Raw genomic sequence first — 26,215 nt, forward strand, 5'->3', positions numbered from 1 at the left:
CAATATCGGTAAGCTCTATTCTGGAATCATTCAAAACGACAGTGAATTCGGCCACCGTATTGTCGCAGCCCTGACAGCCTTATGTCAGGAGCGCGTTCAACAATATTCAGAGGCCGAGCATCATCGCCCAGTATAGGCGACGCGGATTGTTTTCAGGCGTCGCCCATGCAAGGCCATAATGCTCGAAGGTCGGATCAAGCATATTCTTGCGATGCCCTGGTGATTTCATCCAGGCATCAAAAACGGCCTGTGTGTTTGGCTGTCCAGCGGCAACATTTTCTGCAGCGGGACCGCGAATACCAGCCTGTTTGAGCCGCGAAACAAACCCATTGCCCCAGCCGACCGAGTGGCCGATCTTGCCATGGCTCGCCATACGACGTGCCTGATAAAGCGCTGCCTGCTCAAGCTTGCCGTTGGTTGCCATAAGCGGCAGACCGTTGGACTTGCGGATCTGATTGAAGAGCTCGGTCGGGTCAACGTCTGCTGCAGCGTTTGCAAAACCCGCGGGCAAAGCCGCGAAAGCCAGAGCGCCACCGGCGAGGATCAGAAACCCACGCCGGGTAAGGTTAAAAGTGTCGTTGTCTTGCATTTCCCGCTTCCGAAAGGCTTTTTACTACGCATTATCCTACGCAAAACCGCTTCGCACTTTCGCAGGAAATGCTCTGATTATTTCCGGTAGCTCAGGATACGGAGCAAAATAAAGGCAGGAATGACGACGGCTGCACCGAGGATGAGATAATCGGCAAAACCTGCAATGGCAGAGAAGCCCATGTTCCAAAGGCGCAGAACGAAATCACGGATGCCATAGAGGATATCGTAAGGCGTCCAGTGGAACGCGCTCATCACCACGCCAACCACCAGCGAGATCAGCACAAGCTTGATCAGCACGCGTGCAGGCGTATCGCCAAGAAAACGGTTCACACCATCAGACATGCAAATCTCCAGTATTTGGTCGCCTGCCAAAGTGGCAGTTTCGCCGCGGAAAATAGGTCGTCGGCGCAGGATTCGCAAGTAAGCTCATAGATTCAGCGTTCTTTGCGATAATCCCGTGGGGGCTTCTGCTTTTGGCGAACAAAAGAGCGGTTCATACTGCGCGTATCCGTAAAGCCGCTGGCGACTGCCACTTCCAGCAACGACAGCCCGGTTTCGGACAAAAGCTCCCGCGCCTTCTTCACCCGCAATTCTTCACGCACCTCAAATGCAGTGCGCCCCACCGCCATACGAAAACCGCGCTCCATCTGACGCACCGAGATGCCCAGTTTGCGCGCAACATCGATCATCGGCACTGGCTCTTCCAGTGTTTCCTCAAAAATGCGGATCGCCTTGCGGATCATCGGCGAACGAACACCATTGAAACTCAATGCCGGCTGTTCCGAGCGCACGAGCTCATAGGGGATCATCAGAATGGACGCGCTTTTACGGGCCAACTCCTCGGAGATTTCATTCTGGATGATTGAAAGGGAAAGTGATGCCGCGCCCAGGCCACCCGCACAGGTATAGTGCCGTCCGCTGCGATGAAAAAGGCTTGTCGTATCAGCGGTATGGCCATCGAAAAGATCGAGAAAATCATCACGATGGAACCAGCTGACACAACAGTTTCGGTCATCAAGCAAGCCGCCCTCAGCCAGCAGAAAGGCTGCTGTGCAAAGGCCCACAACGGTCTTGCCACGCTTATCGGCACGTTTGATAAGGTCAATCAAAGCCTGTTGACGCGGGCGGTACTGCGCAAGCAAACCGCCGACAACTGCCACATAATCGCACTCATCCAGCTCACCGATGGGTGCTGTCGGCTCAATCACCATACCGGAACTAGAGGTGACTGGATCGCCCGACAATGTGCAGATTTTCCAGGCACACCGGATCTGGCGGCTTTTATCACGATCATCGGCTGCAAGGCGAAACGGGTCGAGAAACAGGCTGAGGGCCGTCAGCGTAAAACCGGGCAACGCAACGATGCCCACGGACAGACGGCGCGATGGCACATCCGTCATGATTTCCCGAACCTCATCCTTCCCATTTCTCACCTAAGCAGTCCTCCACTACATCCCACTTTATACGAACGGGATCAGGTAGAACGCAATCACCTGAAATGCTTGGAGAGCTTAAGTTGCTGCGCCTGATAGTTCGATCCCAGATCGATGCCATAGAGCGCCTTCGGGCGATTCAACATATGCTCATAAACAAGACGGCCGACAATCTGGCCATGTTCGAGAATGAACGGGACTTCATGACTGCGCACTTCCAGAACCGCACGGCTTCCCGTTCCACCAGCAGCGGTGTGACCGAAGCCCGGATCAAAGAAGCCTGCATAATGCACACGGAATTCACCGACCAGCGGGTCGAAAGGCGTCATTTCCGCTGCGAAAAGCGGCGGCACATGCACCGCTTCGCGCGAAACGAGGATATAGAATTCATCAGGGTCGAGCACCAGTTCACGCGACCCACGATCATAGATCGGCTCCCAGAAGTCGAGAACGTCATTGGCAGCTCGCTTATCGACATCGACAACAGCTGTGTGATGCTTTCCGCGATAGCCGATCAGCTTGTCTTTATCACCCGACAGATCAACTGACAGCGCGATGCCGCCGCCAGAGATATTTGGCTGTTCTGCAGCCACCAACGTTTCGTTCTGATGCAATGTTGCAAGTTCTGCTTCAGTCAGCTGGGCACGTCCCTGACGGAAACGGATTTGTGACAGGCGCGAGCCAGTGCGTGCAACAATCGGGAAAGTACGTGGGCTGACTTCGAGATAAAGCGGGCCATTATAGCCAGCAGGCACCTTGTCGAACTCCTGCGCACCATCGGCGATAACGCGGGTGAAAATATCAAGGCGGCCCGTCGAGCTTTTCGGGTTAGCGGAAGCAGACAATTCCGGCGAAAGCGACAAGCTTTCAAGCAATGGCACGATATAGACGCAGCCGGTTTCAAGCACCGCGCCTGCGGTCAAATCGATCTCGTGAAGCTTGAGACGTTCCAGCTTGTCTATAACCGGCGTTCCCGGACCGGGCATGAAGGATGCGCGCACACGATAGGCTTTCACACCCAATCGCAGGTCGAGACTTGCAGGCTGAATCTGATCGGCATCCAATGGACGCGCAGATTTGAGCAAACCGCTTTCAAACAGCGCGGCAATATCCGCATCTGCCAGAATTCCTGCTTCCCTCTGTGTCATACCACTGAACTCCGTGAATTACTTAAAATTGGTCTAAGACCATTGACCGCTCTAAGCACCGATGCCAACCCTCAAAGCCCTTGGTTTCGGGGTTTTCCGCAGGAATCAGAGGCCAAGCACCTTTCACCGGCAGCTCTTTTCCTGAAAACTGACCTTCCAAGCATTGACGACCCTGCCCAAGAGGCATAAGGAAAAAGTGTTCCGTGGTGATTTGGCCGGCCGGCTTGCAGCCACGTTAAAGAATTCGCTAAAATAAGGCCGCGGTTCGTTACCGGCCTTTTGCGTGTTCGCGAGGCCGGTTTTTTATTGGCCGCCGAGGCATTTCCAGGCCCCGGCCGACCAGCTTTCGACAGGTTGGAAAAAATGACGAATAAGACTACCCGTAAGTTACGCCCGGCAACTCAGCTCGTTCATGCAGGATCGCTGCGTTCGGGCTTTGCAGAGTTGTCCGAAGCCCTCTATCTGACGCAGGGCTTTCTTTACCCGACGGCAGAAGCCGCTGAAGCGCGATTCACAGGCGAAGACCCGGGTTTCATCTATTCGCGTTATGCCAACCCAACCACAGATATGTTTGAAAAGCGCATGTGTGCGCTTGAAGGTGCCGAAGATGCGCGCGCCTTCACCTCCGGTATGGCGGCGGTCGCCGCCTCCATTCTCTGTCAGGTACAGGCTGGAGAACACGTCATCTGCGCACGCGCCGTCTTTGGATCGTCGCGTTACATTATTGAAACGCTGCTGCCGCGCTATGGCGTTGAGTTCTCAATTATCGACGGCTCGAAGATCGAAAACTGGAAAGCAGCTGTTCGTCCGAACACCAAAGTGATGCTGCTCGAAAGCCCGTCGAACCCGACGCTCGAAGTGATCGACATTGCTGCTGTCGCAGACATTGCCAACGAAATCGGCGCAAAGCTGATCGTTGATAACGTTTTTGCAACACCGCTTTATCAGAAACCGCTGGAGCTCGGCGCGCATATCGTCGTCTATTCGACCACCAAGCATATTGATGGTCAGGGCCGTTGTCTTGGCGGGATCATTCTTTCCGATCAGGAGTGGACTGAAGAAGTTCTCCAGCCTTACTTCCGTCATACCGGCCCGGGTATGAGCCCATTTAATGCATGGATCATGCTCAAAGGCCTCGAAACGCTCGGTGTTCGCGTGCGTCAGCAGACACAGTCGGCTGCAGCCGTTGCCGATGCGCTTGCCGGTCAGGCAGGTGTGAAAAAGGTCATTTATCCGGGCCGCGCTGACCACCCACAGGCCGATATCATCGCCAAGCAGATGACCGGCGGCTCGACGCTGATCGCGCTGGAACTCGAAGGCGGCAAGGAAGCTGCGTTCAAGTTTGAAAATGCGCTGCAGGTCTTCAGCATTTCCAACAATCTGGGCGATGCAAAGAGCATCATCACTCATCCCGCCACAACTACGCATCAGAGCCTCACAGACGAAGCCCGCGCGGAACTCGGCATTTCTGACGGTATGTTGCGTATCTCTGTTGGTCTCGAAGATCAGGATGATCTGGTTGAGGATGTGCTGGAAGCGCTAGCTGCCACTCGATAACAAAAATCGACTAATTTTGCAGCTTTCGACCGCAAAACGATGCATAAACGACGCAATTGCCGGAACATTTCGGCAATTGCGCTGCATTTGTCGGCATCAACTCGTTGACCTCCCGCGCAACTTTAGCGATAGGTGAGACAAGTAGACTTGATGCGATTCAAAGGCGGGTGCGTATGTACAAAGCGGTAACGCGGGGTATCGAAGTAACGGCTGAACCGTTTTATCTCGAAGACCAGTCCGAGCCAGAAGACAACCGCTATGTCTGGGGCTACCGGATCACAATCGCCAACAATTCATCTCAGACTGTACAGTTGCGCTCGCGTTACTGGCAGATCACAGACGGCAATGGCCATATTGAAGAAGTACAGGGCGCAGGCGTTATCGGCGAACAGCCGACGCTTAATCCCGGCGACTCTTATCAATACTCTTCAGGCTGCCCCTTGAGCACGACATCCGGTGTCATGGTTGGGCGATATCAAATGCAGGCTTCCGACGGGAATGCCTTTGAAGTCGATATTCCGGCTTTCTCGCTGGATATTCCAGAAGCCCGCCGCACGCTGAACTAAAAAAGGCGCTTCTATTGAAGCGCCTTTTTCATTCGTCACATATCCCGAAAACCGCGTCGCGCTTTTTCGGGATGCGCTTGTTTATTTCGCAAACTGTGCAGGATCAAACTCATAGGTTTTGGAGCAGAATTCGCACGTAACCGAAATCTTGCCATCCTCGACGCTATCCTGAATTTCTTCAGCCGAGAAGTTTGAAAAGACACCTTCGATCTTCTCGCGCGAACAAGCGCAATCATCGACAACCCGGATCGCCTCATAGATGCGAACGCCACGCTCATGGAACAGACGATAAAGCAGACGTTCCGAGCCAACCTGCGGGTCGGTCAGTTCCGAGCTTTCAATCGTGCCAACCAGCGAGCGCGCTTCATCCCAGCCGTCGTCTTCAAGGTCGAGAACAACTGTGTTTTCGTCGCCATCGCCACCCGGAAGGTCCGGCATGCGTGAACGAATTTCGGATTCCGGCAAGAACTGGATCATCAAGCCACCGGCGCGCCAACGTTCGACCAGTTTGCCGTCGCTGCCGCGCTCAACGAGCTTTGCAACGCTTAGCTTCATATCGGTTGCAATCTGCTCCGACTGGCGGAAGTAGGTGCGAGCGATCTCTTCCAGCGTCGATCCATCGAGAGCCACAATGCCCTGATAGCGCTGCGTGTGGGAACCCTGGTCAACCGTAAAAGCAAGCGTGCCACGGCCAAGCAGTTCTTCCGGACGTGTCTTGCCTGCGCTCACCGCTTCCGCGACGCGCTCGGCATCAAAACGCGCGTAAGCACGCACCGAACGCGGTGTACGGAAATCCACGACCAGCATGTCAACAGGTCCGTCGGACTGGGTCTGGAAGATGAACTTGCCTTCGAATTTCAGAGACGTGCCAAGCAGAACCGTGAGCACAGTCGCTTCTGCCAGCAGGCGTGCAACTGTTTCCGGATAATTGTGACGCTTGAGAATAGCGTCGATGCTTGCACCCAACTGAACGGCACGACCGCGCACGTCGAGCCCTTCCACCTGGAAGGGCACAACGGCGTCATCGCCCGCGAAGTCGAAGTTATTCAGGTCGATCTGAACGACTTCTTCTTCGTTATGCTCAATGCTGGTCTTGTCAGCCAAATTATGCTCCTTGCAGGCACCATGCCAGAATGGCCTTCTGGGCGTGGAGCCTGTTTTCAGCTTCATCGAATACGACCGATTGCGGGCCGTCGATCACTTCGTCGGTCACTTCCTCGCCGCGATGTGCGGGCAGGCAGTGCATGAAAAGCGCCTTCGGGTCAGCTTTAGCCATCAGATGCGCATTCACCTGATAGGGCATGAAAACATTATGGCCGCGAGCGTGATCTTCCTGCCCCATCGAAACCCAGGTGTCTGTGACGATGCAATCTGCACCGTTCACTGCCTTGTCCGGGTCTACTGTGGACAGGATTTTCGCGCCGTTTGCCTTTGCCCAATCAATATATTGCTGCTTCGGCTCGCTGCCTTCCGGCGTTGCGATATTGACGTTGAAATCAAAACGCGCCGCAGCTTCCACAAGCGAATGCAGGACGTTGTTACCGTCCCCCATCCAAGCAAAGGTCTTGCCTTTGATCGAGCCGCGATGTTCCTCATATGTAAGAACGTCAGCCATGATCTGACAAGGGTGTGTGTCGTCGGTCAGTGCATTAATCACTGGAACAGTCGCGTATTCGGCCAATTCCAGCATACGATCATGCGATGTCGTGCGGATCATGATCGCGTCAACATAGCGCGAAAGCACCTTAGCGGTGTCCGCAATCGTCTCGCTGCGACCGAGCTGCATCTCCGCCCCCGTGAGCATGATCGTCTCACCGCCGAGCTGACGCATACCGACGTCAAACGATACGCGAGTACGGGTGGACGGCTTCTCGAAAATCATCGCCAGAACCTTGCCAGCGAAAGGCTTTTCGATCTCGCCAGCCTTCAGACGTGCTTTGCGGGCCTTGGCGTCTTCCATGATGACACGCAGTTCCGATGATGGAACTGTCGATAAATCGATGAAGTGCTTGATACCGTTGTTCGCCATGATTTTATGCCGTCTTGCTGATCGGATTTGCGACGGAAAGCCGTTCAACGGCCGCTTCAATGCGTGCCAGTGCTTCACGGGCTTCTTCAGGCGTCGTCACCAGCGGAGGCAGGATACGAACGACATTGTCGCCAGCGCCAACGCTGAGCAGATGCTCATCACGCAGAGCCTGAATAAGGTTCACGTTAGGAACCACGCACTTGATGCCCATCAACAGGCCGCGACCGCGTACTTCCGAAATGACGTTCGGAAAACGATCGATGATCGAGGCAAGGCCCTGCTTCATGGTCAGCGCGGTTTCCTGCACGTTTTCAAGGAACCCATCAGCCAGCACGACATCAAGCACGGCATTGCCGACGGCCATAGCAAGCGGGTTGCCGCCATAGGTCGTGCCGTGAACGCCGGCCACCATGCCCTTGGCAGCTTCTGCTGTTGCAAGGCAAGCGCCCATTGGGAAGCCACCGCCTATACCCTTTGCGACTGCCATGATGTCTGGCGTGATACCCGACCATTCATGGGCGAAAAGCTTGCCGGTACGGCCAACGCCGGTCTGCACTTCATCGAGGATCAGAAGAAGACCCTTGTCGTCGCAGATCTTGCGCAGAAGACGCATGAATTCTTCAGGGAAGCCGCGCAGACCGCCCTCGCCCTGCACAGGCTCAAGCAGAATTGCCGCAGTTTCTTCGGTGATTGCGGCACGCAGCGCCACTTCATCGCCGAATGGAACCTGATCGAAGCCCTCGACCTTCGGACCGAAACCTTCGAGATACTTAGCCTGACCGCCAGCAGCGATCGTTGCCAGCGTACGGCCGTGGAACGCGCCTTCAAAGGTGATGACGCGAAAGCGCTCAGGATTGCCGTTTACATAATGATAGCGGCGCGCGGTCTTGATCGCGCATTCCAGCGCTTCAGCACCGGAATTGGTAAAGAATACTTTGTCTGCAAAAGTCGCATCTACGAGACGCTTGCCAAGCTTTTCCTGACCAGGAACTTCATAGAGGTTCGACAGGTGCCAGAGCTTGTCAGCCTGCTCTTTAAGCGTATTAACCAGATGCGGATGGGAGTGGCCCAGCGAGTTAACCGCGATGCCAGCTGCGAAATCGAGATAACGGTCGCCGCCTTCGGTAATAAGCCAGATGCCCTCACCTCGCTCGAAGCGCAGAGCCGCACGATTGTAAGTGTCGTAGAGCGGTTGCACAGTCGTAACGTCGGTCATTGCAGTCAGGCCTCCATTAGCCTTTTAAATGCAGCGCCTCCGGCTAGGGCCGGTCAGGCAGCGTTTCCCATTGTGTTGATGTCCCGCACATGAACGCAATCGTTCGCTGGCGGGTTCGGGGATCACATGTCTTTGCATGGTCCTCCCGGCGGAAATAAAAAACCGCCCTCAGGGCGGCAATATCTAATCCCGCGCGTATATTGGCGCTCGCAAAAAAAATGTCAATCAAAGCCCACCCGGATAATCATGCATCTTTATGCATGAGTTCATGCGGGAAGCTCACATTATAAAGAGCGGGATTAAGATGGCACCTATGCAGTTGCAGGGGTGGCATTTTGCAGATCGGGTCGATATATAGACGCCAGATGTCTTCCCCGACGGGAAATCCCTCTGAAATGCACCCGCGAAATACGCGTAGCTGACTCAGAAAAACCGTCTTTAGCACCCAAGTTGGGGAAAACCATAAAAATGGAATCCGCCTGGCAAGGCTATCCCTTGTCATGGAGTCGTTCGGTATTGTAGTTTCTATTTAAAGTAAAAAACTACATTTCGTACGGCGGACCTAGTCACCCGGATAGATATAGTGTTTGTGCCTGGAGCAATCCGGGGACGCTGGTGGATTCCGGATAACGAAAACTGATTGGAGCCCAGGGCGATGAACTGGACAGATGAGCGCGTCGAACTGCTAAAGAAATTATGGAACGAAGGCTTGAGTGCAAGCCAGATCGCAGCGCAGCTTGGCGGCGTCAGCCGCAATGCAGTGATCGGCAAAGTGCACCGCCTGAAGCTTTCGGGTCGTGGTAAGACCACGACCGCAGCCCCACGCAGTAAAAAAGTAAATACTGTTGCAGCGACCCCGCGTCCTGCAGCAACCACCCATAGCAATGGTGCAAGCCGCCCACAGGCGACCACAACCATTCGCACAGCAACTGTCACGCAGACCGTCGGCGCAACCGCGCTTCAGATGGAATATGTTGCAGATGCCGTAACAGAACGCGTCGTACGCCCAGCGTCAGATGTCGTTGTTCCAATCTCCCGCAAGCTGACACTTCTGCAGCTCAGCGAGCGCACCTGCAAGTGGCCGATCGGCGATCCACTCAATGAAGATTTCCACTTCTGCGGCAGTGAATCCGGTGAATCCAGCCCGTATTGCAGCTATCATTCGAAGCTGGCTTTCCAGCCGACGGCGGAACGTCGTCGCGCGCGCTAATCTCCTTTACCAGCGTCCAATAAATTTAAACCCCGGCAGAGTTTCCGCTCCGGGGTTTTTTCTTTGCTCTCTCTCCTCAAGGCGGCTCCCAACTGTCCGTTACAGCGGTTCCAGTTAAGAAAGAATCGTTGGAACCGCTGTAACTATTTGTTTTTACGCATTATCCGACGCAAAACCGCTTCGCACTTTTGCTGGAAATGCTATAAGAAGCATGGATGCTCTGCCTACGCCCGCTTGGGCAGACGGACCATAAAGGTAGAACCTTCGCCAAGCTGCGAGCGTACAACAAGGCGGGCGCGATGGCGAGCGAGGATGTGCTTGACGATAGCAAGTCCCAGACCTGTTCCCTTTTGAGCGCGGCTTGTTTCGACATCGATGCGGTAAAAGCGTTCGGTCAGACGCGGGAGATGCTCGGCAGCAATGCCCGGACCAAAATCCTGCACCGAAGCTACAACTTCCGAGGCATTTTCGCTACTCTCTTCGTCCAGGCTTAGAATGATACGTTTGCCGCCCTGCCCATACTTACAGGCATTTTCAACGAGGTTCTGGAAAACCTGGATAAGTTCATCTCTGGTGCCAGTCACATTCACCGGATGATCCGGGAAGTGCCGCTCAATGACGACATCAAGACCCGCGGCGAGAGGTGTCAGCGTGTCGGCTACGTGATTGAGCACAGCGGTCATATCCACACATTCGCTCACAGCCAAATGCGCGCGCATCTCCAAACGTGAGAGAGAAAGCAGATCGTCAATCAGACGCGACATGCGCTCGGCCTGCTTCTGCATGATACCCAGAAAGCGCTCGCGTGCGCCTGCGTCATTGCGAGCCGGGCCTTGCAGCGTCTCGATGAACCCAAGCAGTGAGGCAAGCGGCGTGCGCAACTCGTGGCTTGCATTAGCGATAAAGTCCGAACGCATACGGTCGATGCGACGTGTTTCGCTTTGATCGCGGAACAAAAGAACGAAAAGTTCCGGTTGGCCCGATGCATCCCTTAGAGCCTTCACCATCGCCTTATACCAGCGGTCAATCGGCACACGCTCGAAATAATCTATGCTGCGCGGCTCACCGTCAGCAATCACGCCTTGAATAAGTGCGTGCATTTCCGGAGCACGAAACCGCAGATAAAGACCTGTATCTTTTTCAAGTGACTGGAAGGCACTGAGCGCTGCAGCATTTGCGAACAGCACAGTTCCACGCTGATCAAATACAATCATCGGATCGGTCAAAAGATCGGCAAGCCGCTCACCGGAAACACCAGCCATTTCATTGACGGGATGTTCATCCTGCAGCTTTTCCTCAACAGGGTCATCGCGCGTGGCGCTTGCGACCCAGATGGCGCCAACGACGACCAGAACCATCAAAAGGATGCGAAACCACAAGGGCAACTCCAGCACCATGATGCAAACCACCAACACCATGCTGGCAATAAGCACACCCTTGACCCTGAGAAGCGGAGCAAAGAGGGTTTCCTCTGGCTCGGAACCGGGAGAAGGTTGGTTGCTGCTTTCACTCATTCTCAAATCTCTCAATTCAGACAGCGCGCAAGCCATTTACCTTACGCATGTAATTGTCCCGAAAGCGGGTCAACGATCCTTTACGCGGCTTATAAACAGCCCATATCATGCATTAAAGCGTATCGCATTTTATCATTTCCAAATGATGCGCTTTAAGTCCTTGTTCTTGCGCATGTCGTCACCGGATCGTAGCGGGATTAGAAATCAGCCCAGTAAACTGATTTCCCCGCGAAGACGGTTTCCCAATTTCTGCGGCATGCACTAGGTTCGGCGGGCACTGCGTAAACGTGCCTTTATATAAACCAAAGGAGCTTGCCGTGGGTGACAGTTCAAAGACAGCTAACAAAAAGAAAGCGGAAAAAGACAATTCAAAATCCGGCGACAAGCCTCTGAAGATCAAAATCGAAGGCGACACCCACAAGTTCGATATCAACGATCCCAAGCTTCCGGACTGGATTGATGACCAGGCTCTGCAATCTGGCGGATATCCTTATCCTGATAAAATGAAATCGAAGGATTATGAGGAAACGCTGGAGCGGCTTCAAATCGAGCTCGTCAAAATGCAATACTGGCTGCAAAGTACCGGTGGACGGGTAATCAGCGTCTTTGAAGGGCGGGATGCTGCTGGCAAAGGTGGAACAATCTTCACCATCCGGCAGTTCATGAACCCCAGAACTGCGCGCAATGTCGCCTTGCCAAAGCCCACTGAAACCGAGCGCGGTCAATGGTATTTTCAGCGCTACGTACAGCTCTTCCCCACGTCCGGTGAATTCGTCACCTTCGACCGTTCCTGGTATAACCGTGCAGGTGTTGAGCGCGTCATGCAGTTCTGTACGCCCGAGCAACTTGAAACGTTTCTGACGGAAACGCCTGATTTCGAGCGGATGATCGTCACCGAAGGTATCCACCTGTTCAAGTTCTGGCTGGATATCGGACAGGAAATGCAGCTCAAGCGTTTCCATGAGCGCCGCCACAGCCCACTGAAAAGCTGGAAATTCTCACCGATGGATGTTGCGGGCATTTCACGCTGGGATGACTATTCCAAAGCGCTGCATGTCATGCTCGAGCGCACAGATAGCGGTTACGCGCCATGGACGATTATTCGATCCAACGATAAGAGACGCGCCAGATTGGCTGCAATCCGGCGCATTCTCCTGAGTTTGCCTTATGAAGGGCGTGATCTCGAAGCCATCGGCCCCGAAGATCAATCCATTATCGGACGAGGCGCTGAGTTTCTTGCTTCCAAAACACCGGCGGCATCCGATTCCGGCAAATAGAACGTGCTTGGCTGGTGTGGTGTTTTCTCCCAGAGATGCGGCTTCCACACCAGCTGCCACAGAGCTCGCCATGCCGAAACTGAGATCAAGACCCAATAGGCTGGGATGGCGAGAATATAGGCATAACCGCCTAATTCCGTCGGCTCCATAGTCTTCGATCCAAGCACATAGAAACTCAGGTAGGCCAGCATGATATTGATCATATCAATGCGCAACAGCCACTGGTTTTGGGAATCGAGAGGGCCAAACAGCATAAACCCTGCAAGAACCAGCACGGTCACCAGCATGAATGGATGCAGAAGCGCCGAACCGATAATACCCAAGGTGTAAATCTGGTTGACGACGAAGCGCCACCAGCCAAGCTCGCGCCAGGTGGCATATGGATTACGTCCATGAACGAGCCATGTCTGCATCCAGCCTTTGATCCAGCGCGTGCGCTGCTTATGCCAGACCGAATAGTCAACCGGCGCGTCTTCGACGGTGCCCCGCGTGATAACATCGATACCGTAACCAAAGCGAGCGAGCCGCATTCCAAGATCGGCATCCTCGGTGACATTATAGGCGTCCCACCCACCAACCTGGTCAAGGCATGAACGGCGGAAGTGATTGGATGTGCCGCCCAGTGGGATAACCAATCCTTGGGAAGCAAGCCATGGCAACAACCCACGGAACAGTGTGGCATATTCAAATGCAAACATACGCGTGAGCAGGTTTTGCCGGAAGTTTCCGATAATCAAAGGCGCCTGAACGCAAGCAAGCTGATCGCCACCCCGCTGAAACGCCTGCCATGCCTCAAGCAGCTGATCTGGATGAGGACGATCCTCTGCATCGAAGACGGCTATGATTTCGCCGCGTGCAAATTGAAGCGCATAGTTCAACGCCTTCGGCTTGGTGCGCGGACCGCCTGTTGGAACAAGAACCAGCTCATAATTTGATGGAAGAGCCCTCGCCCTGATTTCCCCAATGGTATCAAAATCGTCTCTCTCGCAGACAAGTTTGATATCGAGTTTGCTGCGCGGCCAGTTAAGCCTCTCCAGCGAAGCAATTAGTTGCCCCACAACTGCTTGTTCACGATAGAGCGGTACCAGAACAGAGTAGACCGGCAAGTCGCGTCGATTAAACGGCACTATTTCTGGAAAACGCAGACGACGGCTTGAAACCGCTGCGAAGAGGCGGATGAGTACACAGCCGAAAAAAAACAATGTCAGACAGACGTGCAGGAATAGAATAGTTTTTGACGGCCAATTCACGAAACTTGCAATAAATGCATAAAGCCCCATTGCAATGATGAAAGCCTGTGGCGTTTCAAGGACCCGGGCTGCTGAAAACAGCTGCGGCGTCATTCCATGCGCCCGCGCGATCAAATCCTTCTGATGGCGCTGGCGAAGAATCTTCTTGATGACCGACGGTGTGGAAATCCTAATCCGCTCCCGCAGTTCTGGTGTTTGCTGAATATGGTCGCGCAGTTTTGCAATACGACTTTCAGTCGGGGCGAGATAAAGATAGGAAGTGCCGTCCTTTCCGAGCACCATCAACTGTCCTGGCTCCGTAAAAATCGCCGATGTCTCTTCACCCGTAACAAAGACGCGTGACGAGAGGACCTCCTCTGTGAATGTCAATTCGAGATAGTCGGCTATTGCTTCAAACAACAACGTCTCTGAAACACCCCGCTGATGCGAAATTTCGGCGCAAAAGCTTGTCCCGTTGATGATGGATGCTTCATAGGCTTTCGTCAGGCAATCACGCGACACACCGCGTCGCTCCAATCTGGCAGATATGGCCGTGCATATCCCCAGATCGGAAGCAATCGATCCGTTACTCATAGTACCCCCGCACTACTAATGGACTATTTTTATTTTTCACTAATATTTATTATAATTCTCTATGAGGATTATTTATTTAACTAAATTATGTATTTAGAAAATAACCCCTCTATATAGATATTTATTTCATTCTATTTTAAATTGAAACAGAATTATTTAACTTTGACTATATTCAGGACCTTTACGGTCAAACTAATGCCAACCCATTCAAATTCATTGCATAGTTTTCCACATAGGCTCTATTAACGTGAAATTATCAGATATTGCTTAAACAAGGCTCCAATGAAACGGCACCTTTTGAGCATAGCGGTTGCAGCTTGCTGGCTTGCCAGCGGCATCTCCGTCGGCGCCCAGCCCGCGCCCAAGGCACCTGACTTCTTCAACCAGAAGGAAAGGCTGGCCTTGCCATCCCTTCAGGGACTTAATCGGCTGCGCTTCGTGACGACGCTCGATTTCCCGCCCTTCAATGCACTTAACGAAGCCGGACAGCTTTCAGGCTACAATATTGACCTTGCGAAAGCGCTCTGCAGTCAGATGGGATTGAGCGACATATGTCAGATCGAGGCTGTTCCCTGGAATGAACTTGAAGCCAAACTGGAAAGTGGTGAAGCGGAAGCAATCATCGCAGGCTTGAGTGTCAATGCACAAAGCCGGCAGAAATTCGTTTTCACCCGCGCCTATATGCGCTTTCCCGCACGCTTCATAACCAAAAAAGCAAATAGCTTTTCCGAACCTGCGGCGATTTCAACACGCGGCAAAGACATTGGCGTTGTAGCAGGCTCTGCGCATGAACAGCTTTTAAAAGCATATTTTCCGCAAGCCGTTGCCAAACCATTTCCCGACCGAGCTGCTCTCTTAGCTTCACTGCAAAAAGGTGAGATCACCGCTGCTTTTGATGACGGCATGTCGCTGTCATTCTGGCTTGAGAGTGATCAGGCTCATGACTGCTGCGTCTTCACAGACGGGCCATATCTGGCACCGCAATATCTTGGCTCAGGTCTGACAATTGCTGTCGCTCAAAAGAATGCTGCTCTGGCAATCGCTTTTAACAGTGCGTTGCAGTCATTACAGCAGCAGGGCAAACTCACAGAGCTCTATCTGCGCTACTTCCCAACCAGCTTCTATTGATTAAGACCTGCAACAGCTGCGCATGAATCGCGTGGCAGAATCATCTGTGCTACGGATTACGCCCGTTCATGCCACTCTTTGACCGACGCATGCCGCAGAATTTCGTGCCATTTTGTCGCACCAACGGGAACGCAGCACCGCGAATTTTCAGTGATTATTGAAATTTCCGACCATTCGATACTTACAGTACATAAGTAAAATTATTTGAAATCAAAATATTGAATTAGATTTTCAGGAAACTAAAGCGCTAAATCGCGTCTTATTATGTAATTTCGTGTCGCCTTATATCACATTTTCCCAATAAATCCATATGTTTATTTGTTATTGAAGAATTCTTCTTTTAATCGATAATCAAAATCGAGGAGAAGGAGGAATTATACATGTACCAAGGCATCAGCACTCATTGGCACAAGTCTCCTGCACAGACCCAGCGGTCGCCGAATGAAGCAACCTATGTGTTCTTTGGGATTTTTCTGGCGTGCCTGACTGTTCCTGCAGCAATTATCCTTTGGGCGATTGCTCAAAGCATAATGACGCATTTCTAAGAAAGTCAGGTGATCCCGAGATAGATTGTCGGTCACGAGCCTGTAGATGGCGATGGATTTTGACGAAGCGTAGCGAACAGGTGCGGATAGCGCTTGGTAGACTTCGCACATAAGCTTCCAAATAATGATGGGCCATAGGATGCGCTTGAGTCATCAGATGCTCCGTTGGCGCCTTACGGCATTCAACAAAAAGCCCCGCTTGAGAGCGGGGCTTTTTCTTATTCTCTAACCCCGGCACATCCGTAGGAATATGCCGGGGCTGATCACTTTTAGTGCGTCGCACCGCTCTCGTCGCCATGTGCTGCCTGCTGCTGCACAGGCGCTGGCGCTCCAGCTACATCATCAGGACGCTTTTTGGGCGGCTTGCGTGCGATCAGGCTATAGAACATCGGAATGAAGAAGGTCGCGATGAAGGTCGCAGCCAACATACCACCGATAACGCCGGTACCGATCGAGTGACGGCTTGCCGAACCTGCACCAGAGCTGATTGCCAGCGGGACCACACCAAGGATGAACGCCAGCGACGTCATCACAATCGGACGGAAGCGCAGGCGAGCAGCCTCAGCAGCAGCTTCGATGGCTGACTTACCCTCTTCGCGTTGCAACACTGCAAATTCCACGATCAGAATCGCGTTCTTTGCCGCGAGACCTATGAGCGTCACCAGACCGATCTGGAAGTAGACGTCGTTGGTCAGACCACGCAGATCAGTTGCCAGCAACGCACCGAAGATCGCGAAAGGCACAGCGGTAATGACTGCCAGTGGCAGGCTCCAGCGTTCATACTGGGCGGCAAGGATCAAGAACACCATAAGCAAGCCGAAGATCATAGCCTGACTACCGCTGCCGCTTGTCGTGACTTCCTGATAGGCAGAGCCAGTCCATGCAATCTGATAGCCCTGCGGGAGCACTTCAGCAGCCACTTCCTGCATCGCCTTGATCGAGTCACCCGACGTGTAACCCGGTGCCGGATTACCCGTGACCTTAGCCGCATTAAACGCGTTGAAACGTTCAAGCTGATCAGGGCCAACAACGCGCTTGACCGTTACCAGTGCGCTCAGCGGGATCATGCTGCCAGAATCGGCGCGCACAAACACATGCTTCAAATCGCTCGGGTCGCGGCGGAACTCGGCTTCCGACTGCAGATTGACCTGATAGTTGCGGCCATAAAGCGTAAAGTCGTTGACGTAAACGCTACCGAAGGTCGCCTGCATGGCGGTGAAGACCGAATTGATCGGCACGCCCATCGCCTTGGCTTTTTCACGGTCAAGCTGGATATCATACTGCGGCACGTTCGGATCAAACGTTGTGCGCACACCCGTCAGTTCCGGGCGCTTGGCCGCGGCATCTGTCAGAAGCTTGGTCGCATTAGTCAGCGATTCAACACCGCCACCCGTACGATCCTGCACGTAAAGTTCGAAACCGCCGGTCGTGCTGAGACCCATGATCGGAGGTGGGTTGAATGCCAGAACCAGACCATCCTGAATGCCCGCATTCATACCCATGATTGCACCGGGCAGATTGCGCGCGTCGAGATCCGGCGTCGTGCGTTCTTTCCAGTCCTTGAGCATGATGAACATCGTACCGGCACTGGTCTTAAGACCACCCGAGAGCAGGTCGAAGCCGGAGACTTCAAACACGCTTTCTACCGCGGGATGCTTACGAATATTTTCGCTGGCCTCATGAAGAACCGCACTTGTGCGCTCCAGCGATGCCGCTGGCGGTAGGATGGCCACACTGAACAGGAAGCCCTGATCTTCGTCTGGCAGAAGCGATCCCGGTACTTTCTCAAAGAGATAATATGTACCGCCCAACAGACCTGCAAAAATCAGCAAGCCAATAGCAGCGCGTTTCAGGAAGAAGCGCACGCCGTTGGTATAACCGCGCGTCAAACTGTCGAAGAAGCGGTTGAAGATACGAAATGGCAGCATCGGCTCATGATGGCCGGGCTTCAGGATCAGCGCGCAGAGTGCGGGCGTCAGCGTCAAAGCCACGATACCGGAGATCGTCACCGAAATCGCAATCGTAACAGCGAACTGCTTATACATTTCGCCGACCAGACCGCCCATGAAGGCGACCGGAATGAACACGGCGCAGAGCACCAGAACAATCGCGATAACCGGCCCCGTCACTTCGCTCATTGCCTTGATGGCAGCTTCGCGCGGCGGCAGTTTCTCGGTCGTCATAATACGTTCGACGTTTTCCAACACCACGATGGCGTCGTCCACGACGATACCGATCGCCAGAACCAGACCGAACAATGTCAGCAGGTTGATGGAGAAGCCAAGCACATACATGCCTGCGAATGTACCGATGATCGAGATCGGAACCGCGATGACCGGAATAAGCGTTGCACGCCAGTTCTGAAGGAAGATGAAGACCACCAGAACAACGAGGATGATAGCCTCGATGAAAGTATGGATCACTTCCTCGACAGAGACCTTAATGAACTTGGTCGTATCGAATGGAACCGAATAGTCGATGCCTTCAGGGAAGCTTGCCTTCAGCTCCGCCATGCGGTTCTGAATAAGCTCCATCGTGTTGAGCGCGTTGGCGCCCGGTTGCAGATAAATCGCAATCGGAACAGCCGGAGTGCCGTTGAGGGCGCTATCTACCAGATAGCTTTCTGTACCCAGTTCCACACGGGCAACGTCCTTAAGACGCAGCGTTGCAGCATTCTTGTCGGAACGAAGAATGATGTTTTCGAACGCTGATGCGTCCGGCAAACGGCCTTGCGTTGTTGCCGTGTAAGTAAACGGCCCTGCCTGCGGATCAGGCTGATCGCCAAAGCGACCTGCCGCAAACTGTGCGTTCTGTTCCTGAATTGCCGTCTGAACATCGGTTGGTGTCAGATTATACTGTGCAAGCTTGTCCGGACGCAGCCAGACGCGCATCGAATAATCGATGTTGCCGAGAAGCTGAACATCGCCCACACCAGTAAGGCGCTTGAGGTCGTCGATGACGTTCAAAAGCGCGTAGTTACCAACATACGTACGGTCATAGCGATCCGTGGTGGAGAACATCGCCACCATGCCGAGAATGGTGCTGGAGCGCTTATCGACGGTCACGCCGAGACGCTGCACTTCCTGCGGCAGAGACGAAGTTGCACGCTGAACACGGTTGTTGACGTTGATCGTTGCCTGATCCGGATCGGTGCCCAGAGCAAAGGTCACGGTCAGCTGCATGGTGCCGCTGCCAAGGCTCGAGGACTGCATATAAAGCATGTTCTCGACGCCATTGATCTGCTGCTCAAGCGGTGCCGCAACGGTTTGCGTGACCGTTTCAGCACTTGCGCCCGGATAGGTCGCGCTGACGACAACCTGGGGCGGCGTCAGCTCGGGATATTGCGCGACAGGCAGGATCCGCATCGCAATGAGGCCTGCCAGCACAATGATGATGGAGATGACCGCCGCGAAAACCGGACGGTCGACGAAGAATCTATTCATTGCTTGTCTGCCGCCTGTTCTTTTCCGGCCTCTGCTCCAGCTTCGCCTGCAGCCTTCTCAGCTGAAGCTTCAACCGGCTGAACCGTTTTGCCTGGGGCCGCCTTGATCACACCTTCGGTGATGATACGGTCGCCAGCCTGAACGCCTTTGCTGACGAGCCATGCATCCGTCAGTTCGCGGGAAACCGTAACTGGCCGAACTTCCGCAACGTTTTCCTTGTTCACAACATAGACGAACTGGCCTTGCGGGCTTTGCATCAGAGCCGCTTTTGGAACCAGAATTGCGTTGTCGATGGTTACGCCAAGGATCGATGCGCGAACAAACTGACCTGGGATCAAGCGCTGATCAGGATTGTCAACGACAGCACGGGCGCCAAGCGTTCCGGTTTCCGTATCGAGCGAAGAGGATGTGAAGTCGATGGTGCCTTCATGGTCATAGGCATCACCGTCACCAAACAGAATCCGGATGCGTAGACGATCCGCATCCTGTCCCGTCGCTCCGCGTGCTTCACGCAGCTTGCGGATTTCCGCAGCTTCCGAGTCCGTGAAGGAGAAGTTGACGTAAACCGGATTGATCTGGGTGATCGATGTCAGCAGGCTCGACGAAGCATCAGTACCGATCAGACTGCCTTCGGAAACCTGTTCGAGACTGGTGATGCCGCTGATAGGCGCCGTAACCTTGGTATAGCTCAGGTTCAGTTCTGCCGTGCGCAACTGCGCCTTGGCAGCCGCAACTGCAGCCTTGTTAAGGTCTCGCGTCGCCAGGGCAGTATCACGGACGGCTGTGCTCTGCACCTTCTGCTGAACGAGCTGCTCGGCCCGTTCCGCATCGCGGATCGACTGCTGATAGGTAGCCTCAGCCTGCGCAACCTGCGCCTGTGCGCGAGCAGCTTCAGCCTCATATGGTGCCGGATCGATCTCGAAAAGCACGTCGCCAGCTTTGACTTCCGTGCCTTCAATAAAGTTGCGATGCAAAAGAATGCCGCCAACGCGAGCACGCACCTGAACATCACGATATGCGCTCACTCGAGCGGCATATTCATAAGGGACTGAAACGTTCTGCGCCTTGAGTTCTGTAACAGTGACCGGCGGAGGTGGTGGCGTAGCCCCTCCTGGCGCCTGCGCATAGGCAGACTGTCCTGAAATAATGAAAAATGCGGCTCCTGCCGCAAAAAGCCGAATAGAACGGTTCATGGTCATAATGGGAGTTGCCCTTGATGTCGCACGGTGCGGCCGAATAAACATACACGAATGTTTGTAAATACGAATTACCGTGTTATAGTCAATCACCTAATGTTACATATCACGAATGATTTATCCCAATTGTGAAGTAAAATCCCGATACGGCTTTGGGGTTTTCATTCACCTTGGAATATCGAAAGAACCCGAATGCGCAGGACCAAAGCCGAGGCCGCGGAAACCCGTGATGCTATTCTGACGGCCGCCGAGCATGTCTTTCTGGAACGCGGTTTAACGCAATCTACTCTGATGGAGATTGCGTGTCATGCTGGTGTGACACGCGGTGCGATCTACTTCCATTTTCACGACAAGCTCGACATTTTTCAAGCGCTAATCAACCGCACTCGCTTCCCACATGAAGAGATTATGCTACAGGCGGCGGCCTGTGACCATCCCAATCCTCTTTATGTTCTTGAACAGTCGATCCTGACAGCACTTGAACTGTTCATCACCAATGAGCGGCAGCAGAATCTATTCACGATCATCCACCAACGTTGTGAATATGTCGGCGAGATCGCTCCGCTCGTTGAGCATCTAAAAGAAGCACGCGCGAATGTGCTTTCGCTTTTTACAGGACTGCTCGAAGTTGCAGAACGGCGCGGAGAGCTTTCCAGCGAATGGACTTCCCTTTCAGCCGCGCAAATCCTGCTCGCCGTATTGGGTGGCCTGCTCAATGAATGGCTCAGAAGTGAACGCGGGTTTGATCTGGTCAGCGATGGTGGAAAAACCATCAAAACCATGATGAAATCCATGCGCCGCGAACCGGTTCCTGTCGCGTAAAGCTGCACTTTGTATCTCCAATAGACATTCCCTCACCGCATCGTGAACCCCTCTCCGTAATTATTGGGAGAGACGTTCTCTCAAATTTTAATTTACGCTTACGTCAATGTAACTCTTGCGATTACGACGAAAGTCGACCACATTAATTTTTGAGGAGCGTGCCTTTCCTTTATTGAGGATCTGGCATCATTGGGAGAAGGGTGGCGGGCTTGCTGCTCAAACAACGGACGGAGCAATCCGGGGAGAAGGCATGGTAAAAAAGGCAACAGAAACCAAAACCACGTCGAGCCCAGCAGTGGGCACTGCAGCTGAAGCATCACCTGCACTGGATAAGATTTGGCTGAAATCCTATCCGAAAAGCGTTCCGCATGAGATTGATCTGAGCAAAGCCACTTCGATTGGCGACATGATCTCCAATGCGTGCCGTCAGTTTGCAGACAGACCGGCATTCACCTGCATGGGCAAGGATCTATCCTATAAGGATCTGGACGAAAACTCGCGCGGGCTTGCTGCCTGGCTTCAGTCGCGTGGATTGGTCAAGGGCGACCGCGTCGCCGTCATGATGCCAAATATTCTGCAGTATCCGATTACTATTTCGGCAATTCTTCGTGCCGGTCTGGTCGTCGTCAACGTCAACCCGCTTTATACACCGCGCGAGCTTCAGCATCAGCTAAACGACTCTGGTGCAAAAGCATTGGTTGTGCTCGAAAATTTCGCAGCGACGGTTCAGAAATCACTGGCTTCCATCCATGTACCGAACATTATTGTTGCCACGATGGGTGATATGCATGGCTTTAAAGGCCACATCATCAATCTGGTGGTGCGCAAGGTAAAGAAGCTGGTGCCAGCATGGAATATTCCGGGCCATGTGCGCTTCAAGGATGCGTTGGCGCAGGGGCGCGGCAAATCCTTCAACCCAGTTCCGGTCGGCAATTCCGACCTCGCCTTCCTGCAATACACCGGCGGCACCACAGGCATTTCCAAAGGCGCAATGCTCAGCCACACCAATATTCTCGCCAATGTTGAGCAGATGCAGCTCTGGATGGATGTAGCCTTCCAGAACAAGGGCAAGCCTAAGGAACTCAACTTCGTTTGCGCATTGCCGCTCTATCATATCTTCGCGCTGACCGTGAACGCGATGATCGGCATGAAGCTTGGCGCGCGCAATATCCTCATTCCGAATCCGCGCGACATTCCTGCATTCGTCAAAGAGCTGCAGAAATATCCGTTCCATATTTTTCCCGGCCTCAACACCCTGTTCAACGGCTTGATGAACAATGATGAATTCAAAGCATTGAACTTCAAGCCGCTTATTCTCACACTGGGTGGCGGTATGGCAGTGCAGCGCCCTGTGGCTGAACGCTGGCAGCAAATGACCGGTTGTCACATCACGGAAGGCTATGGCCTTTCCGAAACCTCGCCTGTTGCTTCAGCCAATGCACTTGATGCGACCGAGTTTAGCGGGACCATTGGTCTTCCGATGCCATCGACCGATATTGTCATTCGTGATGATGACGGCAAGGATCAGCCGCTTGGTGAAGTGGGCGAGATTTGCGTGCGTGGCCCTCAGGTCATGCTCGGCTACTGGAACCGCCCCGATGAAACTTCCCGCGCTATCATGCCAGACGGTTTCTTCCGTACCGGCGACATGGGCTTCATGGACGAAAACGGTTTCACCAAGATCGTTGACCGCAAGAAGGACATGATCCTCGTTTCCGGCTTCAACGTCTATCCGAATGAAATCGAGGAAGTGGCTGCGGAACATCCCGGCATCGTGGAATCGGCAGCCGTTGGCATTCCAAACGAACATTCAGGTGAAGTCGTGAAACTCTACGTGGTGCGCCGCGATCCGAACCTGACGGAAGAAGACGTGAAATCCTTCTGCGCCCAGCGCCTCACCAACTATAAGCGTCCGCGCGAAGTCGAATTCCGTGACGCACTGCCGAAAACCAATGTCGGCAAAATCCTGCGTCGTGAACTGAGAGACTAAACAGTCTCAATCATTAAGGATGACAAACTGCGGCTCTGCTGAGCCGCAGACGGTAGAGCATTGTGTCAAAGGGAATGGGCCGATGATTGAAGAAGTCACCTTTGAAGCCAGCGACGGCTTCCCACTTTGTGGGCAGCTGTTCCATGGCGAAGGCAGAAAGCCCCTTGTGCTGATTTCATCGGCAACCGCCGTGCCGCAAGGCTTTTATTCCGCCTTTGCCAAGCACCTCATCGCCAACGGTGCGCGCGCGGTTCTAACTTACGATTATCGTGGCGTCGCCGCTTCCCGCCGTGCCCGCAAAGCAGTACCCGAAATCCGTTTCAAGGATTGGGCCGTTAAGGATTTTCCTGCCGCACTCCGCTGTTTGCAGGCAGTTGCGCCAGGACATGAGACGGTTGGCATCGGCCAATCGTTTGGCGGACAGGCATTGGGCATTTCTGATTGTTCCAACGTTTTCTCACGTTATGGCATGGTGGCAACCATGTCGGGTGCAGTGCATCTTCTGGACGATAAATGGGTCTGGCTACGCATGAATATCGTTGGCGTGCCTGTCTCCTACCTCACACCTAGTATGCCGCGCTGGATGAATGGTGAGCCGATCCCCGGATCGGTATTCCGCGATTGGGCTCGGTGGTGCCGGATGAAGAACTATTTCTTTGACGATCCGCAGCTTGGCGCAGCTGAGCTTCTGGCCAAGGTCAAAACGCCTGTTCTTGCAGTCGGACTGGAAGATGATCCATGGGGAACGCGGCGCGCCGTCAGCCACTTTTTAAGCTATCATACCAGCGCGCCAATTGAGCAGCGCTGGTATTCACCAGCCGACACTGGCGGCCAGCCAATCGGTCATCTCGGCTTTTTCCGCTCGCGATTTTCTCAAAGTCTTTGGCCGGAAATGACAAAATGGCTGCTGGATGGGGTTTTACCATCCAGCCAGGATCATTTGAACAAAGCTGGCAAGTCAGCGATGGAATCAAGCACCACATCGGCATGAGGCTCAAGCGCTTCGCGTGGGCTGTTGCCAGACAGAACACCAACGCCGAGACCAGCTTTTGCAGCATGTGCCGTTTCAAGATCGTGCAGATTGTCGCCCACCATGGCGATTGCGCCCGGTTCGAGGCCCACTTTTTTCGCAAAATAGATCAATGGGTCTGCAAATGGCTTTGGGCGCTCTGCCGTGTCATACCCGATCACGACGTCAAACAAATGGTCAATCCCCAGCGCCTTGGCTGTGGCATGGGCGCCCGCTTCTGAATCGTTAGTCGCAATGCCAAGGATAAAACCCATCTCGCGAAGGGTTTCCAAGGTTTCCTTCAAGCCTTCAATTGCAACCGCAGAACGCGCACCTTCAGCAACCGTATAACTATCAAACTCAGCGATTTTGGCTTTGAAACCAGCCTCGTCAATTTCCGGGTGCCAGAGCTGAACGATGTCTTCGACCGTACCGGCAGCAATCACCGAATTGGCGCGAAAACGCGATGCTTCCCAGTCATAACCGCCAGCGTCGAGCAGCGAGCGTGCACGATGCTCATCGCCATTGGCGGTGCGCTGTGCGAGGTTCCAAGACACGGTAAACCATGTGCGGTCAAAATCGATCAATGTGCCATCCTTATCGAACAGGATGGCACGGATTGATTTCAACTTTTCGGAGGAAAGGGATGCACTCATGCCTCTAACGCACCGGAACGCTTCTTGACTGCCGATGGCTTTGAGCCGAGCAGTTTCAGCAAATCGTCACCACGGCGGACATAACGCAATGTGCGGCGGGTGAGGATACGGCCTGCCTGCGGCGAGGTCAGCGTAATGTCGCCTTCCGGTTCACCCGGACGGGTCACGACGGTCACAAGCTTTGCACCCGCTTCCACCACATCGCCCGGAACCACATGATAAAGCACCATACCGCCTTCCGGCGCGCGCAGCATCTCTACATTTTCAAGCGGCGTGATGAGGCCCTTGTAGTCGAGATCGAGCTTTACGCTTTCGTCGACAATGACACCACGATGGACGAGGAACTTGTAAAGGCCTTCGGCATCACCTTTGCCCATGTCAGCATAGACATCGCTTAAGCCCCGGAATTCAACCGTAGTGACGGAGCGGCGCTTCATGTTGCGCTTGTCGGCAGGCAATTGAAGAACAGGATGTGCGCAGGCTTCCTCGAAGGCTGCGTCCGCTGTCGTGTCCCATGCGAGGATCGCGGTCGAGCCGAGCGCCACGGCCAGATCCTTCATGTCTTCCACAAATTCCTTGGCGATATAGACGTAGTTTTCGCTTTCATCATCGCAATGAAGATCGAGCACAATATCATTTTCGAGAGCAAGCTTCAGAAGTGTGCTTTTCAAACGCTGTGCAAGCGCTACCGGCGCGTCCGGGCCGGGCAATTCAGACGTGTCGAAATCCGGCAGCAGCGGGAAAGCGCGATTGAAATTAACCGCCGAGAAAAACTCGAAACGGCCCAGATGCTGATGTGCCTGCCACTGGTTCGAGCCAATCGGATTTGCCTGTGGGATAACCGTGATATTGCCGAGAATGCGGCCTTCTTCAGATGCTTTTTTCAGCATCGGAACGAGAAAATGCAGGGCAGCCTGTCCCGGCAATTCACCGCCATGCAGCGACGATTGCAGATAGGCGGTCGGTGCATCGCTGTCTTTGCCTGCAAAGCGCAGCACACGCAGTTCAATGGCGTTACCCGGTACATCGCCGGCAAACTCGATAATCTCGGTCTTCATTTCA

At 53.6% G+C, this 26,215-nt stretch carries 21 protein-coding genes and 1 riboswitch; of the genes, 8 read left to right on the forward strand and 13 right to left on the reverse strand.

Annotation, left to right across the window (positions count from 1 at the left end):
* Nucleotides 1–106 precede the first annotated feature (106 nt).
* The 4 genes from RT142_RS03020 to RT142_RS03035 all read right to left on the reverse strand — a co-directional run bounded on the left by RT142_RS03020 (nucleotide 107) and on the right by RT142_RS03035 (nucleotide 3,172).
* A complete protein-coding gene (locus RT142_RS03020) occupies nucleotides 107–589 on the reverse strand; it encodes a CAP domain-containing protein (protein ID WP_312469890.1) in 483 nt (160 codons plus the stop codon).
* Between the two features lie 77 nt (nucleotides 590–666).
* A complete protein-coding gene (locus tag RT142_RS03025; protein ID WP_007873508.1) occupies nucleotides 667–933 on the reverse strand; it encodes a DUF6460 domain-containing protein in 267 nt (88 codons plus the stop codon).
* 92 nt (nucleotides 934–1,025) lie between these two features.
* Complete coding sequence (locus RT142_RS03030) at nucleotides 1,026–1,991, reverse strand: GlxA family transcriptional regulator (RefSeq protein WP_064320160.1); 966 nt, start codon at nucleotides 1,989–1,991, stop codon at nucleotides 1,026–1,028.
* 89 nt (nucleotides 1,992–2,080) lie between these two features.
* Nucleotides 2,081–3,172, reverse strand: coding sequence for a 2'-deoxycytidine 5'-triphosphate deaminase (locus tag RT142_RS03035; RefSeq protein WP_007873506.1), 1,092 nt, complete (start codon nucleotides 3,170–3,172; stop codon nucleotides 2,081–2,083).
* A 193-nt stretch (nucleotides 3,173–3,365) separates the two neighbouring features.
* Nucleotides 3,366–3,446: riboswitch (SAM riboswitch) on the forward strand.
* Between the two features lie 89 nt (nucleotides 3,447–3,535).
* On the opposite strand from RT142_RS03035, the gene RT142_RS03040 reads away from it, so the two are divergent.
* Both RT142_RS03040 and apaG read left to right on the forward strand, forming a co-directional pair.
* Nucleotides 3,536–4,729, forward strand: a complete 1,194-nt coding sequence (locus RT142_RS03040; protein WP_313027250.1) for an O-succinylhomoserine sulfhydrylase — start codon at nucleotides 3,536–3,538, stop codon at nucleotides 4,727–4,729.
* A gap of 173 nt (nucleotides 4,730–4,902) precedes the next feature.
* Entirely contained in the window at nucleotides 4,903–5,295 is a 393-nt protein-coding gene (gene apaG / locus RT142_RS03045) for a Co2+/Mg2+ efflux protein ApaG (RefSeq protein WP_064320158.1), read from the forward strand.
* An 81-nt stretch (nucleotides 5,296–5,376) separates the two neighbouring features.
* Here apaG and RT142_RS03050 read toward each other — a convergent pair whose 3' ends face one another.
* The 3 genes from RT142_RS03050 to RT142_RS03060 are packed head-to-tail and all read right to left on the reverse strand — an operon-like array spanning nucleotide 5,377 to nucleotide 8,540.
* Nucleotides 5,377–6,399: an Hsp33 family molecular chaperone gene (locus RT142_RS03050; RefSeq protein WP_064320157.1), complete on the reverse strand. Its 1,023-nt coding sequence runs from the start codon at nucleotides 6,397–6,399 to the stop codon at nucleotides 5,377–5,379.
* A gap of 1 nt (nucleotide 6,400) precedes the next feature.
* Nucleotides 6,401–7,324, reverse strand: a complete 924-nt coding sequence (argF, locus tag RT142_RS03055) for an ornithine carbamoyltransferase (protein ID WP_313027254.1) — start codon at nucleotides 7,322–7,324, stop codon at nucleotides 6,401–6,403.
* A gap of 4 nt (nucleotides 7,325–7,328) precedes the next feature.
* Entirely contained in the window at nucleotides 7,329–8,540 is a 1,212-nt protein-coding gene (locus tag RT142_RS03060; RefSeq protein ID WP_313027257.1) for an aspartate aminotransferase family protein, read from the reverse strand.
* Between the two features lie 655 nt (nucleotides 8,541–9,195).
* Between RT142_RS03060 and RT142_RS03065 the strand changes: the two genes are divergently transcribed.
* Nucleotides 9,196–9,750 (forward strand): GcrA family cell cycle regulator, encoded by a 555-nt coding sequence (locus tag RT142_RS03065; RefSeq protein WP_007873500.1) that lies wholly within the window; start codon nucleotides 9,196–9,198, stop codon nucleotides 9,748–9,750.
* A 224-nt stretch (nucleotides 9,751–9,974) separates the two neighbouring features.
* On the opposite strand, the gene RT142_RS03070 is transcribed toward RT142_RS03065, so the two are convergent.
* Nucleotides 9,975–11,264 (reverse strand): ATP-binding protein, encoded by a 1,290-nt coding sequence (locus RT142_RS03070; protein WP_194779176.1) that lies wholly within the window; start codon nucleotides 11,262–11,264, stop codon nucleotides 9,975–9,977.
* A 317-nt stretch (nucleotides 11,265–11,581) separates the two neighbouring features.
* Here RT142_RS03070 and ppk2 point away from each other — a divergent pair, with 317 nt between their 5' ends.
* Complete coding sequence (gene ppk2, locus RT142_RS03075; protein ID WP_007873498.1) at nucleotides 11,582–12,541, forward strand: polyphosphate kinase 2; 960 nt, start codon at nucleotides 11,582–11,584, stop codon at nucleotides 12,539–12,541.
* On the opposite strand, the gene RT142_RS03080 is transcribed toward ppk2, so the two are convergent.
* On the reverse strand, nucleotides 12,469–14,364 hold the full coding sequence (locus RT142_RS03080; RefSeq protein ID WP_313027263.1) for a glycosyltransferase family 2 protein: 1,896 nt from the start codon (nucleotides 14,362–14,364) through the stop codon (nucleotides 12,469–12,471). The genes ppk2 and RT142_RS03080 overlap by 73 nt on opposite strands.
* Before the next feature lie 282 nt (nucleotides 14,365–14,646).
* On the opposite strand from RT142_RS03080, the gene RT142_RS03085 reads away from it, so the two are divergent.
* Nucleotides 14,647–15,492 (forward strand): transporter substrate-binding domain-containing protein, encoded by an 846-nt coding sequence (locus RT142_RS03085; protein WP_113158891.1) that lies wholly within the window; start codon nucleotides 14,647–14,649, stop codon nucleotides 15,490–15,492.
* Between the two features lie 814 nt (nucleotides 15,493–16,306).
* On the opposite strand, the gene RT142_RS03090 is transcribed toward RT142_RS03085, so the two are convergent.
* A complete protein-coding gene (locus RT142_RS03090; RefSeq protein ID WP_113495999.1) occupies nucleotides 16,307–19,480 on the reverse strand; it encodes an efflux RND transporter permease subunit in 3,174 nt (1,057 codons plus the stop codon).
* Nucleotides 19,477–20,679, reverse strand: coding sequence for an efflux RND transporter periplasmic adaptor subunit (locus tag RT142_RS03095; protein ID WP_313027268.1), 1,203 nt, complete (start codon nucleotides 20,677–20,679; stop codon nucleotides 19,477–19,479). Before RT142_RS03095 ends, RT142_RS03090 begins: the two co-directional genes overlap by 4 nt.
* A 189-nt stretch (nucleotides 20,680–20,868) precedes the next feature.
* Here RT142_RS03095 and RT142_RS03100 point away from each other — a divergent pair, with 189 nt between their 5' ends.
* The 3 genes from RT142_RS03100 to RT142_RS03110 all read left to right on the forward strand — a co-directional run bounded on the left by RT142_RS03100 (nucleotide 20,869) and on the right by RT142_RS03110 (nucleotide 24,479).
* Nucleotides 20,869–21,498, forward strand: coding sequence for a TetR family transcriptional regulator (locus RT142_RS03100; RefSeq protein ID WP_313027271.1), 630 nt, complete (start codon nucleotides 20,869–20,871; stop codon nucleotides 21,496–21,498).
* Between the two features lie 250 nt (nucleotides 21,499–21,748).
* Nucleotides 21,749–23,488 (forward strand): long-chain fatty acid--CoA ligase, encoded by a 1,740-nt coding sequence (locus RT142_RS03105; RefSeq protein WP_313027274.1) that lies wholly within the window; start codon nucleotides 21,749–21,751, stop codon nucleotides 23,486–23,488.
* Between the two features lie 82 nt (nucleotides 23,489–23,570).
* Nucleotides 23,571–24,479 (forward strand): esterase, encoded by a 909-nt coding sequence (locus RT142_RS03110; RefSeq protein WP_235820850.1) that lies wholly within the window; start codon nucleotides 23,571–23,573, stop codon nucleotides 24,477–24,479.
* On the opposite strand, the gene RT142_RS03115 is transcribed toward RT142_RS03110, so the two are convergent.
* A complete protein-coding gene (locus RT142_RS03115; protein ID WP_079211480.1) occupies nucleotides 24,425–25,153 on the reverse strand; it encodes an HAD family hydrolase in 729 nt (242 codons plus the stop codon). The two genes, RT142_RS03110 and RT142_RS03115, sit on opposite strands and share 55 nt — an antisense overlap.
* Entirely contained in the window at nucleotides 25,150–26,211 is a 1,062-nt protein-coding gene (locus tag RT142_RS03120) for a succinylglutamate desuccinylase/aspartoacylase family protein (RefSeq protein ID WP_313027279.1), read from the reverse strand. The genes RT142_RS03115 and RT142_RS03120 overlap by 4 nt, the downstream gene beginning before the upstream one ends.
* Nucleotides 26,212–26,215 lie beyond the last annotated feature (4 nt).

Origin of the sequence: Brucella sp., assembly GCF_032066345.1 — a bacterium.
GTDB lineage: Bacteria > Pseudomonadota > Alphaproteobacteria > Rhizobiales > Rhizobiaceae > Brucella > Brucella pseudogrignonensis.

Coding starts and splice junctions, on each gene's coding strand:
- RT142_RS03080 (WP_313027263.1), bottom strand. CDS start 14,364: ATGAGTAACGGATCGATTGCTTCCGATCTGGGGATATGCACGGCCATA.
- argF (WP_313027254.1), bottom strand. CDS start 7,324: ATGGCGAACAACGGTATCAAGCACTTCATCGATTTATCGACAGTTCCA.
- RT142_RS03095 (WP_313027268.1), bottom strand. CDS start 20,679: ATGACCATGAACCGTTCTATTCGGCTTTTTGCGGCAGGAGCCGCATTT.
- RT142_RS03085 (WP_113158891.1), top strand. CDS start 14,647: ATGAAACGGCACCTTTTGAGCATAGCGGTTGCAGCTTGCTGGCTTGCC.
- RT142_RS03100 (WP_313027271.1), top strand. CDS start 20,869: ATGCGCAGGACCAAAGCCGAGGCCGCGGAAACCCGTGATGCTATTCTG.
- RT142_RS03105 (WP_313027274.1), top strand. CDS start 21,749: ATGGTAAAAAAGGCAACAGAAACCAAAACCACGTCGAGCCCAGCAGTG.
- RT142_RS03025 (WP_007873508.1), bottom strand. CDS start 933: ATGTCTGATGGTGTGAACCGTTTTCTTGGCGATACGCCTGCACGCGTG.
- RT142_RS03090 (WP_113495999.1), bottom strand. CDS start 19,480: ATGAATAGATTCTTCGTCGACCGTCCGGTTTTCGCGGCGGTCATCTCC.
- RT142_RS03120 (WP_313027279.1), bottom strand. CDS start 26,211: ATGAAGACCGAGATTATCGAGTTTGCCGGCGATGTACCGGGTAACGCC.
- RT142_RS03110 (WP_235820850.1), top strand. CDS start 23,571: ATGATTGAAGAAGTCACCTTTGAAGCCAGCGACGGCTTCCCACTTTGT.
- RT142_RS03070 (WP_194779176.1), bottom strand. CDS start 11,264: ATGAGTGAAAGCAGCAACCAACCTTCTCCCGGTTCCGAGCCAGAGGAA.
- RT142_RS03115 (WP_079211480.1), bottom strand. CDS start 25,153: ATGAGTGCATCCCTTTCCTCCGAAAAGTTGAAATCAATCCGTGCCATC.
- RT142_RS03060 (WP_313027257.1), bottom strand. CDS start 8,540: ATGACCGACGTTACGACTGTGCAACCGCTCTACGACACTTACAATCGT.
- RT142_RS03035 (WP_007873506.1), bottom strand. CDS start 3,172: ATGACACAGAGGGAAGCAGGAATTCTGGCAGATGCGGATATTGCCGCG.
- RT142_RS03065 (WP_007873500.1), top strand. CDS start 9,196: ATGAACTGGACAGATGAGCGCGTCGAACTGCTAAAGAAATTATGGAAC.
- apaG (WP_064320158.1), top strand. CDS start 4,903: ATGTACAAAGCGGTAACGCGGGGTATCGAAGTAACGGCTGAACCGTTT.
- RT142_RS03020 (WP_312469890.1), bottom strand. CDS start 589: ATGCAAGACAACGACACTTTTAACCTTACCCGGCGTGGGTTTCTGATC.
- RT142_RS03040 (WP_313027250.1), top strand. CDS start 3,536: ATGACGAATAAGACTACCCGTAAGTTACGCCCGGCAACTCAGCTCGTT.
- RT142_RS03030 (WP_064320160.1), bottom strand. CDS start 1,991: ATGACGGATGTGCCATCGCGCCGTCTGTCCGTGGGCATCGTTGCGTTG.